Source organism: Enterobacter sp. fkY84-1 (genome assembly GCF_052974705.1).
Map to the genome: position 1 here is coordinate 2,319,726 of NZ_CP169393.1, position 14,858 is coordinate 2,334,583.

General features: G+C 51.5%; 13 protein-coding genes and 2 pseudogenes. 5 read left to right on the top strand and 10 right to left on the bottom strand.

Features of this window, described 5'->3' with window-relative positions; translation table 11 throughout:
- Positions 1-5 precede the first annotated feature (5 nt).
- Positions 6-764 (bottom strand): trans-aconitate 2-methyltransferase, encoded by a 759-nt coding sequence (gene tam, locus ACEPLT_RS11090; RefSeq protein WP_047748916.1) that lies wholly within the window; start codon positions 762-764, stop codon positions 6-8.
- A 439-nt stretch (positions 765-1,203) separates the two neighbouring features.
- Between tam and ACEPLT_RS11095 the strand changes: the two genes are divergently transcribed.
- Positions 1,204-1,842, top strand: a complete 639-nt coding sequence (locus ACEPLT_RS11095; protein WP_232927790.1) for an acyl-homoserine-lactone synthase — start codon at positions 1,204-1,206, stop codon at positions 1,840-1,842.
- A 14-nt stretch (positions 1,843-1,856) separates the two neighbouring features.
- Here ACEPLT_RS11095 and ACEPLT_RS11100 read toward each other — a convergent pair whose 3' ends face one another.
- Positions 1,857-2,549 (bottom strand): helix-turn-helix transcriptional regulator, encoded by a 693-nt coding sequence (locus ACEPLT_RS11100; RefSeq protein ID WP_008503218.1) that lies wholly within the window; start codon positions 2,547-2,549, stop codon positions 1,857-1,859.
- A gap of 286 nt (positions 2,550-2,835) precedes the next feature.
- Positions 2,836-3,420, bottom strand: a complete 585-nt coding sequence (locus ACEPLT_RS11105) for an NUDIX domain-containing protein (RefSeq protein ID WP_232927788.1) — start codon at positions 3,418-3,420, stop codon at positions 2,836-2,838.
- Positions 3,421-3,506: 86 nt separating this feature from the next.
- Here ACEPLT_RS11105 and ACEPLT_RS11110 point away from each other — a divergent pair, with 86 nt between their 5' ends.
- Positions 3,507-4,280, top strand: coding sequence for a DeoR/GlpR family DNA-binding transcription regulator (locus tag ACEPLT_RS11110; RefSeq protein ID WP_046092203.1), 774 nt, complete (start codon positions 3,507-3,509; stop codon positions 4,278-4,280).
- A gap of 60 nt (positions 4,281-4,340) precedes the next feature.
- On the opposite strand, the gene ACEPLT_RS11115 is transcribed toward ACEPLT_RS11110, so the two are convergent.
- A complete protein-coding gene (locus ACEPLT_RS11115; RefSeq protein ID WP_023344151.1) occupies positions 4,341-4,712 on the bottom strand; it encodes a VOC family protein in 372 nt (123 codons plus the stop codon).
- Positions 4,713-4,806: 94 nt separating this feature from the next.
- On the bottom strand, positions 4,807-5,250 hold the full coding sequence (locus tag ACEPLT_RS11120; RefSeq protein ID WP_008503221.1) for a PACE efflux transporter: 444 nt from the start codon (positions 5,248-5,250) through the stop codon (positions 4,807-4,809).
- A 414-nt stretch (positions 5,251-5,664) separates the two neighbouring features.
- On the opposite strand from ACEPLT_RS11120, the pseudogene ACEPLT_RS11125 reads away from it, so the two are divergent.
- A pseudogene (locus ACEPLT_RS11125) lies at positions 5,665-6,225 on the top strand (aldo/keto reductase); the annotation flags it as partial.
- Here the strand turns inward: ACEPLT_RS11125 and ACEPLT_RS11130 are convergent.
- A pseudogene (locus ACEPLT_RS11130) lies at positions 6,190-6,999 on the bottom strand (aldo/keto reductase); the annotation flags it as partial. The pseudogenes ACEPLT_RS11125 and ACEPLT_RS11130 overlap by 36 nt on opposite strands.
- A gap of 212 nt (positions 7,000-7,211) precedes the next feature.
- On the opposite strand from ACEPLT_RS11130, the gene ACEPLT_RS11135 reads away from it, so the two are divergent.
- Positions 7,212-8,120, top strand: coding sequence for a LysR family transcriptional regulator (locus ACEPLT_RS11135; protein ID WP_232927785.1), 909 nt, complete (start codon positions 7,212-7,214; stop codon positions 8,118-8,120).
- A gap of 104 nt (positions 8,121-8,224) precedes the next feature.
- On the top strand, positions 8,225-8,809 hold the full coding sequence (locus ACEPLT_RS11140) for a hypothetical protein (protein ID WP_232927782.1): 585 nt from the start codon (positions 8,225-8,227) through the stop codon (positions 8,807-8,809).
- On the opposite strand, the gene yjjJ is transcribed toward ACEPLT_RS11140, so the two are convergent.
- Genes yjjJ through cusF form a run of 4 tightly spaced genes read right to left on the bottom strand, consistent with a single transcriptional unit; the run spans position 8,698 to position 14,831 of the window.
- Positions 8,698-10,002, bottom strand: a complete 1,305-nt coding sequence (gene yjjJ, locus ACEPLT_RS11145) for a type II toxin-antitoxin system HipA family toxin YjjJ (protein ID WP_232927779.1) — start codon at positions 10,000-10,002, stop codon at positions 8,698-8,700. The genes ACEPLT_RS11140 and yjjJ overlap by 112 nt on opposite strands.
- A gap of 44 nt (positions 10,003-10,046) precedes the next feature.
- A complete protein-coding gene (silA, locus tag ACEPLT_RS11150) occupies positions 10,047-13,223 on the bottom strand; it encodes a Cu(+)/Ag(+) efflux RND transporter permease subunit SilA (protein ID WP_232927776.1) in 3,177 nt (1,058 codons plus the stop codon).
- A gap of 10 nt (positions 13,224-13,233) precedes the next feature.
- Positions 13,234-14,481 (bottom strand): efflux RND transporter periplasmic adaptor subunit, encoded by a 1,248-nt coding sequence (locus tag ACEPLT_RS11155; RefSeq protein ID WP_232927774.1) that lies wholly within the window; start codon positions 14,479-14,481, stop codon positions 13,234-13,236.
- Between the two features lie 11 nt (positions 14,482-14,492).
- On the bottom strand, positions 14,493-14,831 hold the full coding sequence (cusF, locus tag ACEPLT_RS11160) for a cation efflux system protein CusF (RefSeq protein WP_008503519.1): 339 nt from the start codon (positions 14,829-14,831) through the stop codon (positions 14,493-14,495).
- Positions 14,832-14,858: the final 27 nt, after the last annotated feature.

The following is a 14,858-nucleotide window of genomic DNA, read 5'->3' on the forward strand; positions in this document are numbered from 1 at the left end:
TCGGATCAGGGCTGGCGTTGAGCCACGATAAACAACCTTGGAAAAGCCAGCAGTATCTGCCCGTTTTCCTGGAGCGGATACTGCTCTTCCAGCAGTTCATGGTAGCGTTTCAGGAACCGTTTCTGCTCGCTCTCGTTCAGTTCCTGAAGCCAGGGGCGAAGGCCGGTGGCGCTTACCCAGTCAATAATCGCCTGATGAGAGCTCATTTTGTGATAATAGGTTGTCCGCCAGATATCCACGTCACAGCCAGCTTCAGACAGAATATCGTAATAAGCGTGTACGCCCGGCAGCGGTTCGCGGCCACGATCTGGGTAGTCTTGCTCCAGCGCCACTTCACGCATCGCCACATGGGTGGGTTCCAGCCAGTTATCAGGCATCTGGATCGCCAGCACGCCATTTAGCTTAAGCAGGGAGACTAGATGCGGCAGGAGATCGTAATGGTCCGGAATCCATTGCAGCGACGCGTTGGCATAAATCAGGCTCAGCGGCTGGCCGGGCGTGTACTGACGAATATCGGCCTCAACAAAATGGCAATCGGGTAAGGCGGCGCGTGCTTCCTCAAGCATGGCAGGGGAGTTATCGACCCCGGTGATGTGAGCAGAAGGCCAGCGATGCTTCAACAGCGCGGTGCTGTTTCCCGGTCCGCAGCCCAAATCCGCGATGGTAGCGGCCTCATCCAGAGGAACTCTGGCGAGCAGTTCTGCGGCCGGACGCGTTCTTTCTGCGCCAAATTGCAGGTAAAGAGAAGGGTTCCAGTCGGCCATTATCAATTCTCCGTTTTGCATGTTTCTGCAAGAATAGCACAGGCAGATGCCTGCAAAGCGGTATTGGCGAGGGTGTTTGGCCAGATGAAGCCAGCAGAGTCTGAAAATGAAGAGAGGTGCAAAAAAATAATAAAACGGAAATATTACCCCTTAAAGGATTAAGGGGCAATACATTTATTGTAATTATTTTATGATTATTGTTTTTTAATATTTTATCGGCAAAGTGCTTCTTATGCTCTGTACCCGAAACTTTAAATATTAGATAATCATCGATGGGTATATCCCTGGTGTTTCGTAGGTCTTTGACCTCCTGGCCGCTTAGTTTTGCGAGAACTTCGTGGTCAGGTACTTTTTAAGTATAGGGAATATGCGGCACAATGAAAGCTGTCCTAAAAGACAGGTGATAATAGTTTCAGGTGTTATTATCAGGAACAAGAGCATGAATTCTGTCATTGAATTTTTTTTACACGACTACGATGATTTACCCCCAGCATTAGCGCGCGAACTTTACCGACTCCGGAGAAAAACGTTTCGGGACCGACTCGACTGGAAAGTGGAATGCGTCGAAGATATGGAGAAGGATCAATTTGATTCCCATAACACGACATATTTACTGGGTATGTATGATGGACAACTGTTATGCGGCGCACGATTTATTAACGCAACGCAGCCCACAATGATAAGCGAAATTTTTCATAATTATTTCGACAACCCCATTATTTTTCCCGCAGATGTTCTTTGTTGTGAAGTGAGCCGTTTATTTTTAGATAAAGAAATACGAGATTCCGCAAGTCTGCATGGCGTGCCCGCCAGTAAGGCATTGTTTCTTGCAATGAATATTTATTGCATGAAGAACAAATATCATGGAATGTATGCTGTAGCCAGTCGTGGAATGTACGCCATATTTCGCCATGCGAACTGGAAAGTTGAAGTTATACAGCGTGGTGTTTCTGAAAAAGGCGAGATTATTTACTATATTTATATGCCCGCCAGCACCAGCATTATTGAAGACATTATTAGCAAAGACAAATCCAGTCACTGGCTTCGCGAAATGCTCGAGCACTTACGCCATTTATAACCAGTGGCTGAGGCTCAGTCCTCCAGTAACCGGAGTTCCGTTCCAAGTTTTATTGCGTGCCTTGCATTATTCACGCCGAGCTTTTTCATGATGTTGCCCATATGGAATTTAACGGTGCGCTCAGCAATAGACAATATAACAGAAATTTCTGCGTACGTTTTTCCGGCGCTGACCCATTTAAGGATTTGGCGCTCACGTGGCGACAGGAAAACATTCTTTTTCTGCTGATGCTGACTATACAGATTGAGTGTCTTTTGGTGTAACTGAACAAGGAAGCGTAGAAAATGCGGCCGATATTTTTCAATGTCAATCCCAGAATGCTTAGGACTGATGACGGATAAGACAACAAGATTATTCAAATAGTCATGCAGAGGAAACGTCTGTCCCTGATAAATATCATACTGGACACTTTCGTCGAAAATACGCGTCAGGTTATAACCATCTGACAGGACAACATCACTTTCCCAGAAAAAATCTTCCACACAGCGCAAAGCCCGAATGATAACAGGGTCAATGAACTGATATTTTTTTTCAAGGTAGATAGTAAACCACTCTGGACTGTTATTGATTATCCTCATCTGTGAGGGATCTTTCTTGTTCATAATGGCGTAGGCGAAGACGATCCCTTTGAAGTCCTCAAAAAACGCGTCCAGCTCACTCTGAATTTGCGTATTGATCGTTAAGTCGTTGTAATATGTATCCTTCACGTGAGTTGCTGCCTCCTGTACGAGTGGAGGAGCAAGTATAATATGCTTCGTTATCTGTAGCGAGTCGCATTTTAATCCAGTCAACAGATAAGACAGGCTGCCTCAACTGGCAGCCTCGTGAACGTTTGGGATTTTTGAATGGTAAATGCAGATGACTTAGGGAATTGTTGATGTTTTTATCGAATTTCGAAATCGTTCACTAGATATAGTAGGCTGCAAAATTTAGGAGGTTTTACGCTTTTCCCCCAGGTTCATACAAATTGAAATCAGGATTTAAACCAGTGGGTTACAGAATGCCTTTCAGGGCAATATGATAAATCAGCATGATGGTTTTACCGTCGACAATCTTGCCGGTTTCAATGCGGCGTAATGCCTCTTCAAGCGTCATTTCCAGCACGTCGATATCTTCTCCCTCAGCCTTGATCCCGCCGCCGGCGCCGGTTCTGTCTTTCGGCTGATACTCGGCAAGATAAAAATAGAGTTTTTCCGTGACAGAGCCCGGGCTCATATAGGCTTCAAAGATTTTCTCTACGCGCGTAACGTGGAATCCGGTCTCTTCTTCCGCTTCTGCTTTGATGCGGCTTTCAGGATCCATGTTGTCCAGCAATCCCGCCGCCGCTTCAATTAAATCGTCCTCATGGCCGTTGATAAAAACAGGGAAGCGGAACTGGCGCGTCAGGATGACCGTCTTTTTCTCACGGTTGTAGAGAAGAATCGTCGCGCCGTTACCACGGTCATAGACTTCCCGCTGTTGCCGCTGCCATTCGCCATCACGGCGCTGCAGGTCAAAGGTGTATTTTTTTAGGATGTACCAGTTATCTGACAGGGTTTCACTGTTAATGATGCGCACATCTGCACGTTTTGATTGCACGATTGTTCCTCCTTACGTAGAGTAATACTCATAAACAGCAACATCATGCACTTTCAAGGTGAAACATGCAACATCAGGAAAACAGGATGCTCACTCGTCAGCGAAAACAATTGATCCTTGAAAAGCTGGGTGCCGAAGGTCAGGTCCAGTCAAAAGCGCTGAGCATTCTTTTCGACGTCTCTGAAGACACTATCCGGCGCGATCTCCGCGAGCTGGCGGCAGAAGGGCGTTTGCAGCGTGTTCACGGCGGCGCACTACCGTCATCTTCCGCAATTGCTCCGTTTGCCGAACGGCAATCCGTGAAGATGGATGCAAAAAAAAGGGTGGCCCGGAAAGGGGCACAGCTGATTTCATCAGGCCAGGTAGTGATTATCGACGGTGGCACGACAACCTCGGAGCTGATTACCTTTTTCCCGCCTGACTTGCGCATCACCGTGGTGACGCACAGCCCGAGTATTGCTCTGGGGCTTGTTGATCATCCTGCCATTGAGGTGATTTTGATCGGCGGACGGTTGTATAAACACTCGATTGTTGCGGTCGGCGCGGCGGCCATCGAAGGCATAGAGAATATTCATGCAGATCTGTTCTTTATGGGCGTGACCGGTATTCATCCGGATGCGGGGCTGACAACCGGCGATTTCGAAGAGGCATGCATCAAACGTGCATTTTCCGGCAGAGCCGCGGAAACGGTCGTTCTGGCGTCTCCGGAAAAGATCAACACCGCGTCGTCGTTTGTGATTGGCGATGTATCTTCAGTGAATACCATCATCGTTGAAGACGGTACAGATAAGGAGTGGATCCGCGCGGTATCGGAAAAGGGGGTATCCGTCGCGCTGGCCTCAGATCGTGACAGCCTCTGACAGCCAGCGACTGGCTGTCAGGATTTAGCTTCTAAAATGTTCTCAAGCGAAATATTTGGGCTACCGACTTTCCGGCGCATGGCATACGGCTTCAATGTTATGACCATCAGGCGAGATGACAAAAGCGGCATAGTAATTTTCACCATAGGAACGTAGCCCCGGCTCACCGTTATCACGTCCGCCAGCGCCCAGCGCGGCATGGTAAAAATCATCTACCTGCTGACGGGTCTTGGCCACAAACGCCAGATGCAGAGGCGCCGGTTTGTCATTTGTCTGGAAAAGGCAAAGCGAAACGTCGCCAGAGCTCATCTCAACACCATAATCCGGCGCGCCTTCATCGACGAGTTCAACACCAAGCGGACGAAGCGCCTCGAGGAAGAAGGTTTTACTTTTTTCATAATCGCTGACGCCAAATTTCACATGATCAAACATTATCGACTCCTTGAAAGCGATAGAGAAATGAAGAGTATAGAAGGTGACAGGAGTCGAATATGAGCACAGGTGCGTCTATGTGACAGATATCTCGTTACATAGCAGACCGTTTCCGTCCAACAAATGTCCAGCGCAGGTAATCGTAAACCCAGTTAAACAGCATCGTGTACGGCAGGAAAAACAGTACCAAACCAATCTCAACAAAAAATGCCTCCGTCATCGTTAAATGCAGCATCACCATGGCCACAGGAATTAACGTGATGATAAGTCCGGCTTCGAAACAGGCCGCATGGAGCGCGCGGACGAGGAACGTTCTTTCAAACTGGTATTTTTTCTGAAGAGCGTCAAAGAATTTGTTAAACACAAAATTCCAGGCCGTGGCGGTAAGCGCGGATATCACGGACAGCGAGCCAGACTGGAGTACCGACACGTTCATCAGCCAGGCAAGCGACAGCGCGATGATAATGTTGGCCGTGACTTCAAAAATGACCGCGTGGAAAATCCTTTCTCTAAAGCTTTTATCTAATTCAATTTCCATAAGTTTACGGCAGCAGTGGGCAAAGGCTGAAGTATATCAAACGTCTTTCAACCATGTGTAAACGTAGACGTTGGGTCGTGCGGGGCCTCGACACAAATCATGCCTGAAAAGGTGGCTTCACATGATTCAATGGACCAGGTCAATCATGACCGCAGAAATGCAGATTTTGCCTCTCCTTATTTAAGTGCGTATAATGTATATTATGTTAAATGACATCTGATAGCTAATCACGAGCCGATACATCAATCTGTTATTAATTCTGACCACCCTCTCGCTTCTCGTCTTTAACTGTCGATAACGACGATTTGTGAAAAAAACTCATAACACCATTCGATGGCGCATGCTGGTTCCCTTCATGTCAGTGCAATACCCTGTCACATACAGAATTGCTGGCAATAAAAGAAGGAACACAGAATGAAGTATGTGAATCTGGGTCGTAGCGGTTTGCAAGTCTCCCGCCTTTGTCTCGGTTGTATGAGCTATGGTGACCCCGAACGTTTGCCTCAACCCTGGTCCCTGGATGAAAAAGCGTCACGACCGCTCATTCGTCAGGCGCTTGAAGCAGGCATTAATTTTTTTGATACCGCGAATATCTACTCGGGCGGAAGTTCTGAAGAGATCACTGGAAAAGCGCTGAGAGAAATGGCCAGACGCGATGAGATCGTTGTGGCGACAAAGACCTTCTTTCCGTGGCGCAACTCACCCAATACCGGGTTTCTTTCCCGCAAGGCCATTTTTCAGTCTATTGACGATAGCCTGATGCGCTTAGGTATGGATTATGTGGATCTCTTTCAGATTCACCGCTTTGACCACTCTACGCCTGTTGAAGAGACCATGGAGGCTCTGCATGACCTCGTTAAATCAGGAAAAGTACGTTACATCGGCGCATCATCTATGGAAGCCTGGCGCTTTGCAAAAATGCAGCATACTGCAGAGCGTAACGGCTGGACCCGATTTATCACGATGCAACCGCAATAATAATCCTTCGTAGGCTTCCAGCTGTGGACGATACTGTTCGATTAGACGGGAAAACGCGGGCCTTGCACGGCGCCCGCTTTCCATCTTTTTCAGTACGCCGCCAAGCAACCCTCCGGCAAGTGGACTCCAGGGAATCAGTCCCAGGCCAAAATGACGGCATGCGGGAATGACCTCCAGCTCAACAGTCCGGGCAGTCAGATTGTAGAGACTTTGCTCAGCAACCAGGCCCAGAGAATGACGAGCCGTGGCAACTGACTGCGCAGTCGCAATGTCCCAGCCCGCGAAATTGCTGCTACCGATATAAAGCACTTTTCCCTGCTGAACAAGGAGTTCCATGGCCTGCCAGACCTCTTCCCATGGCGTATAGCGATCGATGTGATGCATCAGATAGACGTCAATATGGTCCGTCTTAAGCCGTCGCAAACTGTCCTCGCAGGCCTTACGAATATGATAAGCAGAAAGACGGCGATCGTTCGGACCTGGCCCCATAGGCTGATAGACTTTCGTCGCCAAAACAATACGGTCACGGCGGCCACCCTGCTGGAGCCAGCGACCAATAATTTCCTCGGACAGCCCCGAACCTTGCTGGATATCGGGTGATTGCTCAGTGCCATACACGTCTGCTGTATCAATGAAATTTATACCCGCCTCAAGCGCTTCATCCAGAATGCGGGCGCTGGTTTTCTCGTCGGTGACGTCACCAAAATTCATGGTTCCGAGACAAAGGCGGCTGACTTTCAGGCCGGTGCGGCCAAGATGCGTATAGTTCATACACGGCTCCGTTAGGTGAATGTTCCGCCCTGACCGACGGCCAGAGCGCATAATTTTCAAGAATAACGAAGCACAACGTGTTCAGTGAGAGGCGATGAGAGGATGGACTTGTGAAATAAATTCAGCAACGGATTAGCGCTAATCGGTCTATGGTGTATATCATTTCCGTATCAATACATTCGGGCCTTAACGCACAAGGAAAACGATTCTGTATGCAAATAAGCAGAGCTGATGTCGCCGATCTCATTTATTTCATGGCTATTGCACGTCATCGCAGTTTCAGCCGTGCTGCCATTGAATTAGGTGTCAGTGCATCAGCGCTTAGTCATGCCCTGAAGGGACTGGAAACCCGGCTCGGGGTTCGCCTGCTTAATCGCACGACCAAGAGCGTCACCCCTACGGCAGCAGGTGAAGAACTGGTTCAGTCTGTCCTTCAGCCTTTCGACAAGATAGAAGGCGCACTTGAATCGCTTAACAAGTATCGTAATACCCCTGGCGGACGTATCCGCATCAATGCTGCCGTTGAAGCGGCCAATCTTTTGCTTGCGCCGGTTATGCCCGCGTTTATGGATCGCTATCCCGATATTGAAATCGATATTGTGGCCAGCAACCGTATGGTTGACGTCACTGATGCGGGCTTCGATGCCGGTATCCGCTATGGTGGCACCGTCCCGGAAGACATGGTTGCCCGGCGTTTATCTGCCGATATTCGCTGGGTTATCGCAGCATCCCCCGACTACCTTGAACGTTACGGAACGCCTGAACATCCTGATGATTTATTACACCATCGCTGTATAAGCAATCGTCTCGGCGACGATCGGATTTATCGCTGGGAACTTGAGCGAGACGGCGAAACGTACAAAATCACTGTGCCAGGCTCTGTGACGGTCAATCAGGCTGAAACGGGCCTTGTGGCCGTCTTAGGCGGAGCTGGTCTGATGTATTTTCCGAAGCCTCTTGTTGCACCCTATGTGAAGGATGGACGGCTCCGCCTGGTGCTTACGGAATGGTCCCCGCTGGAGGAAGGTTTTTATATCTATTATTCAAGCCGCCGGCAACTGCCGACCGGGCTTCGCCTTCTGATTGATTTCATACAGGAGGCCAGGCCGCTGGGTTTGTGAAATAGCGCTTCCATGCGGGACGATGCAATGTCGTCTTTATCGCCCCGTAGCGGATATCATAAAATCAATCAGGGCCTTCACTCTTTTAAAAGCCGTATAATCAAATGATTAAAATTTTATCCCTTCGCCTGAAACACTGTAACGCGCTGGCCAACAGCATGTGCAATGCCTCCCCGACACAGCTGCAGCAGTTTAAGACGCAATTGTCCGAACAGATGGGTAAGCCTGTGGGACTACATACCATGGGTATTCCTGCAGCGATCAGTACGCTCGGGGTGATTGTCAGTTTCGCCATTCCGCAGCTGTGGTTGGGCTATGGCGTACTCGCCGCACTCAGCCAGCCAACTGAACGCGTATTCGTGTGGGTTGTGCTGGTCGCCCTGCTTTTCGCTGGCATCAACGGCGTGACGATGTTCATGATTGGCAAAGGCAGCATGCGCGCCGTACGGATACTCTCCACAGCCTTTTATAAGATGCTGCTATTTACTCTGCATAATCGCGCCTGGCGCAAGCTGATCAGACAGGCTCGCGATGCACATATGCCACGCAGCCTGCCCCTCGTAAACATCCCGCCCCATTATCCCAGACGCGATATCCTTGACCTCGCCTCGTCCAGATGGTTGCGCAATGCGGCAAGACATGGTGCAAAATTGGCAGAAAAGCGGCCGCAACTACTGGCCAGCGTATAAAAGCGCTCGGCCAGTGCCAGTGCTTCATGCCAGGTTTCTCCCGCGATCGCGTCAATAAGCGTAGCCGGACGCAGCGTATTCACCAGTGCGCCTCCTGATTTCGGGGCAAATCCCATGGGCAGCATGTCATAGGCAGGAGCAAGATCGTAAGGCCGTCCATGGGAACTGATAAACGACAGATTACCGTGGTGCATGTCGGTATTACCGATCAGCATACCAAACGCCCAAAGCCTTGACGTGCTGGCGACCGCATCCTGGTGAACACAGCCCTGCTTTGCCAGCTCATTCACCAGTACAGGCCAGGATTCTCTTGCCCTGCCGACAAACTCCGCCTCGAGCGCACGTAAAGAAAAGAGTCCCTTACGACCAAGGGGTCCCGTACGGTCGAACCGCGGGATCTCAAGGAAGCGCTGTCCGCCAAAATCAAACACCTCGGTTTCGACGCCAAGCACGCTTAACGCAAGATGTTCTGCCAACAAAAGGTCTCGCCAGCGTTCGCTTACAGGGTTATCGTCCGGTGCCGTGAATTTCACAATGACGTGGCCACGTTCTGTATAAGTACAGAACTTCGGCTGTTCACCCCCAGCAGAGGAGCCCGGTATTTCGCCCGCGCTCACGGCCTGCGCCAGCGACGGGTATGCGGTTGCGCGGTCCACCGCAACAGGTGACGGCATCTCTACAAAATGATTCCTCGCCTGTTCTCCGATTAACAGGTTCCCCACCGCATCGTGTCCATGAGCGAGCAAAGCCCTGATAACGTCAGTATCACTCCAGTTCTCTGGATTCGGCGGCAGGCCCAGCTCGGATGAAAATCGCGAGGCGTACGCGCGGCCAAGGTATCCCTGAGGCCGCATGTCAAACAACCACCACGGCAACCCATCACTATGGAGGCACACATTGTCCGTTTGCGCCATTACAAAACCGTCTGGATAAACCGGAATGAGTTTACCCAGCGATTTAACCTGACCCTCTTCCGTGATGCGGTAGACAGGAGCCGAGCTGAATCCTCGATGTGTATCCCGCAGCACATAGTGAATAGATGGACCGGAGCCAATGCGAACAACCTCATCGCCAAGCGCTTTAATCGATCGTGAAACGGTAGGCTGACTAATGCCCATAATATCAGTCAGTTGCCTTACCGATACCGGGCCTTTTCTCAGCAATTGTCGTAGTGTTTCGGATCGATTAATCATGGTTTTGAATAGCTTTGTGAATAGGTTATTGAATAGCTAATTTATCAGGTATTGACTCCCCTGTCATCTTCACCAACGGCTGTCTCTGGTTTATGCCTGCGCAACCAAATTAACTTATACGCCGCAGGAATAATAAACAGTGACAGCAGCGGTGCCGTAATCATCCCGCCGATCATGGGCGCCGCTATCCGGCTCATGACTTCTGAGCCTGCCCCGGTCCCCCAGAGAATGGGCAGCAGACCGGCAATAATCACCGCGACGGTCATCGCCTTTGGCCGCACGCGCAGCACGGCGCCCTGATAAAGGGCGTCATCAAGCCCCTGTTCTGTGAACGTTTCGCGCTGGGACAGCGCCGGATGTGCTTCAACGGCATGACGCAAATACATCAGCATGACCACTCCAAACTCTGCTGCCACCCCAGCCAGCGCGATAAACCCGGTGCCGGTTGCCACGGACATATGGAAGCCCTGCCAGTACAGGAACCATATCCCGCCGACCAGCGCAAACGGCAGGCTCATCAGGATCAACAGGGCCTCATCCACGCGACGGAACGCCAGATAGAGCAGAATGAAAATGATCATCAGCGTCATCGGCACCATCAGCTTCAGTTTCTTGTTGGCGTGCTCAAGCAGTTCAAACTGCCCGGAGAATGACACGCTGGTACCCGGCCTGAGCTTCACGTTCTGGCTGATGGCCGTCTTAATGTCGTTCACCACCGACACCATATCCCTGCCGCGGGCATCGATATAAATCCAGCTCGCAGGCCGGGCATTCTCCGTTTTCAGCATCGTGGGGCCTGAAACAACGTTGATATCTGCCACATCACCCAGCGTAATCTGCTGTTTCATAGGCGTCAGGATCGGCATCTGCTTCAACGCGCTCGGGCTATTCCGGTAGTCCTGAGGGTAACGAATATTAATCGGATAGCGGGCCACGCCTTCCACCGTTTCACCCACCGTCGCACCGCCGATGGCCGAGGAGACGAACAGCTGCACGTCGCCCACCGTCATTCCATAGCGGGAGGCTTTCTCCCGGTTGATATCGACATCAATGTAGCGCCCGCCTTCCAGACGTTCTGCCAGGGCAGACACCACGCCCGGCACCGTTTTGGCTACTGCTTCAATGCTTTGCGCCGTGGCGTCGATATCAGCCAGAACGGTACCAGACACCTTGATGCCAATCGGGCTTTTAATCCCGGTCGACAGCATATCAATGCGGTTGCGAATGGGCGGAACCCAGAGATTCGCCAGACCGGGCAAACGAACGGTCTTATCAAGCTCCTCAACGATCTTGTCAATCGTCATCCCGGGACGCCACCGATCCTCAGGCTTAAGCTGAATGGTGGTTTCCACCATTTCGAGCGGCGCGGAATCCGTTGCCGTTTCGGCTTTGCCGGTCTTGCCGAAGACAGAGGCCACTTCAGGGACGGTTTTTATTAACTTGTCCGTGGTCTGTAACAATGCCGCCGCTTCTGCCGGAGAGACGCCGGGCAACGTTGACGGCATATACAGCAGATCACCCTCATTAATCTTCGGCAGGAACTCGCCGCCTACCTGGCTCAGGGGCCAGATCACCGTGAAGATGGATAAGGCCGCAACCAGCAGGGTTGTTTTGGGCCAGTTGAGCACCCGAATCAGCAGCGGATGATAGGCGTTAATCAGCAGCCTGTTCAGCGGGTTACGGCTCTCGGCGGGGATTTTACCCCGGATCCAGAATCCCATCAGAATGGGGATCACGATGATGGCCAGCGCGGCCGCTCCTGCCATGGCGTACGTTTTGGTGAAGGCCAGCGGACCAAACAGCCGCCCTTCCTGCCCCTCAAGGGTAAAGATGGGAATGAAGGATAAAGTGATGATCAGCAAGCTGATAAACAGCGCCGGTCCAACCTCTACAGAGGCGTTGGTAATCACCTTCCAGCGGGTGGCGTTATCAATCTGCTCTCCCGGGTGCTGGTGATCCCACTCTTCCAGCCGCTTATGCGCGTTCTCAATCATCACGATGGCGGCATCCACCATCGCGCCGACGGCGATGGCAATGCCTCCCAGCGACATAATATTGGCGTTCAGCCCCTGGAAATGCATGACGATAAAGGCAATACACAGGCCAAGCGGCAGAGAGATAATCGCCACCAGCGCCGAGCGAATGTGCCAGAGGAATAGCGCGCAGACGATGGCCACCACGATAAACTCTTCGAGAAGTTTGCTGCTCAGGTTATCAATGGCCCGGTCGATGAGCTGGCTGCGATCGTAGGTGGTCACAATCTCAACGCCTTCCGGCAGGCTGGCCTTCAGCGTCTCCAGCTTGTCTTTTACCGCCGTAATGACCTCGCGCGCGTTTTTACCCGAACGCAGGATCACCACGCCGCCCGCCACTTCACCCTGCCCGTTCAGTTCGGCAATACCACGGCGCATTTCCGGCCCCGTTTGTACGCGGGCAACATCACGCAGGTAAATCGGCACACCGTTCTCACCGGTTTTCAGGACGATGTGATTGAAATCATCGATGGTCTGCAGATAGCCGCTGGCCCGCACCATATATTCCGCCTCCGCGATTTCTACGGACGATCCCCCTGCTTCCTGATTAGACGATTCAAGGGCCTGCTTAACTTCCGGCAGGCTGACGCCGAACTGCGCCAGCTTTAACGGGTCAACCTGAATCTGATACTGCTTCACCACGCCGCCAACGGAGGCCACCTCGGCCACGTTCGGGATTGTTTTTAGCTCAAATTTAAGGAACCAGTCCTGCAATGATCGCAGCTCGGCGAGATCGTGTTTTCCGCTACGGTCCACCAGCGCATATTCAAATATCCAGCCTACGCCCGTGGCGTCTGGGCCGATTTCGGAACTCACCCCGGCGGGGAGTTTGCCCTGAACCTGATTCAAGTACTCCAGCACGCGCGAGCGGGCCCAGTACAGATCGGTCCCGTCTTCAAAAATAACGTACACATACGAATCACCAAACTGTGAAAAACCGCGCACGGTCTTCGCGCCAGGAACCGACAGCATGGTGGTGGTGAGTGGATAGGTCACCTGGTTTTCAACAATCTGCGGGGCCTGTCCGGGATAGCTTGTTTTGATAATCACCTGAACGTCAGACAGATCGGGCAAGGCATCGACCGGGGTGTGGATGATGGTCCATGTCCCCCAGACGCTGAGAAACAGCGCACCCATCATCACCAGGAAACGGTTGGCAACCGAACGCCGGATAATCCATTCAATCATCATCGTCTCCTTAATGGCCTGAATGCGCGTCGTCAGCGGCTTCAGCGTGGCGCATGCGCTCCAGCGCGCCGGTAATATTGGCCTCCGAGTCAATCAGAAACAGACCGCTGACCACCACCGACTCCCCCTCTTCCAGTCCGGTACCAATGCCGGACTGCTGCTGAGATTCATGCAGAACGTGGATCCTTTTCGGTACAAACTTCCCGTTCGCATCAACGGTAATAACGCGCTGTTCTTTCCCGGTATCGATAACGGCCTGAGACGGAATGAGCAACATTTCCTGACTTTGGGTATTCAGCTTCAGGTAGGCATTCATGCCCGGTTTCAGCAGTTCATCCTTGTTGGAGACCTGCAGGCGCACCTGCAGCGTACGGGTGGTTTGATCCACGCTCGGCAGAAGACGCCATTTTTCAACCGGGAAGAATTTATCCGGATAAGCCGGTACCGAAACAGTAAACTGCGAGGTATCTTTCAGCAGATAAGCAATGGATTCAGGGACCGCCGCGCCGATCCAGACCGGATCCATCCCCTGAATCTGCGCCACCACCTTCTCTTTGGAAATATTCATCCCGGTGCGCAGGTCAAAGGCCGTGATCACCCCGTCAATGGGCGCCTTGATGGTAAACCGGGTCTGGATAGTGCGGGTCGCACGCAGCCGCTGAATATCGTCATCCGGCATACCCGCCAGGCGCAGACGCTCCAGAACGCCTTTTATCTGCGTGGGCGTTCCGCCGGTGCCGGAAAGCAGGAGGAACTCGCTCTGCGCTTCGACCCAGTCCGGAATGGTGATATCAACCAGCGGCGTGCCTTTTTTCACCTTATCGCCAATCGTCAGCGGGTACACTTTCTCAACGAACCCTTCCGCACGCGCCTGCACAATGACAAACTGATAGTCGTTATAGCTGACGTTGGCCGGGATCGTCTGGGCATAATTCAGCTTTCCGCGCGTCACTTTTTGCGTTTTTAATCCCAGGTTCTGAACCTGGGTCGGATCGATACGGATACCGTCACTGCTTTTACCATCCTCATCGGCAAATTTCGGCACCAGATCCATATCCATAAACGGTGATTTACCGGGCTTATCGAATTTAATGTCGGGTTTCATCGGGTCATACCAGAAAAGCACCGTTCTTTCAGAAACGCTATTTTCTGTTTTTTCAGATGAATGAAGAGCCTGCCAGGCCGTCACCGATATCAGCCCTCCCGCAATAAGGCTGCCGACTATCACAGCAGCATATTTTATTTTTAATGAGGCCATGCCGTTTCTCGCTATTTAATGCTCTTGAGTAAAGAGAGATTGCCCTGCTGAACAAACGAGAAATTCACGTGGCTGCCGACTTTTAAGGCAGTAATACTCGCGTCGGCCTGCATAAAAGTAAAACGCATGGTCATCGCGGGCCAGCCAATTTCCGGGATGGCTTCGTGAGAAATCGTCACTTTTTTATTCGTAAGATCAATATCCTTCACAATGCCGGTCCCGGTGATAACCTGCTCTGAGGCACCTTCGCTGGCGGCGCTCATCTCCGCGTGCTGATGAACCTCAGCCTGAAGACCGGCAGAAAACATAATGATTGCACCAAATACGACGGCGTTAAGTGAATTGCGCATGTTTAATATCCTTTTTAATTAAGTGAG

What these genes read in the sequence shown, in the direction of transcription:
- ACEPLT_RS11120 (WP_008503221.1), bottom strand. Translation starts at nt 5,250, where the DNA reads ATGGAAATTGAATTAGATAAAAGCTTTAGAGAAAGGATTTTCCACGCG.
- tam (WP_047748916.1), bottom strand. Translation starts at nt 764, where the DNA reads ATGGCCGACTGGAACCCTTCTCTTTACCTGCAATTTGGCGCAGAAAGA.
- ACEPLT_RS11115 (WP_023344151.1), bottom strand. Translation starts at nt 4,712, where the DNA reads ATGTTTGATCATGTGAAATTTGGCGTCAGCGATTATGAAAAAAGTAAA.
- ACEPLT_RS11155 (WP_232927774.1), bottom strand. Translation starts at nt 14,481, where the DNA reads ATGGCCTCATTAAAAATAAAATATGCTGCTGTGATAGTCGGCAGCCTT.
- ACEPLT_RS11110 (WP_046092203.1), top strand. Translation starts at nt 3,507, where the DNA reads ATGCTCACTCGTCAGCGAAAACAATTGATCCTTGAAAAGCTGGGTGCC.
- ACEPLT_RS11135 (WP_232927785.1), top strand. Translation starts at nt 7,212, where the DNA reads ATGCAAATAAGCAGAGCTGATGTCGCCGATCTCATTTATTTCATGGCT.
- silA (WP_232927776.1), bottom strand. Translation starts at nt 13,223, where the DNA reads ATGATTGAATGGATTATCCGGCGTTCGGTTGCCAACCGTTTCCTGGTG.
- cusF (WP_008503519.1), bottom strand. Translation starts at nt 14,831, where the DNA reads ATGCGCAATTCACTTAACGCCGTCGTATTTGGTGCAATCATTATGTTT.
- ACEPLT_RS11140 (WP_232927782.1), top strand. Translation starts at nt 8,225, where the DNA reads ATGATTAAAATTTTATCCCTTCGCCTGAAACACTGTAACGCGCTGGCC.
- ACEPLT_RS11095 (WP_232927790.1), top strand. Translation starts at nt 1,204, where the DNA reads ATGAATTCTGTCATTGAATTTTTTTTACACGACTACGATGATTTACCC.
- yjjJ (WP_232927779.1), bottom strand. Translation starts at nt 10,002, where the DNA reads ATGATTAATCGATCCGAAACACTACGACAATTGCTGAGAAAAGGCCCG.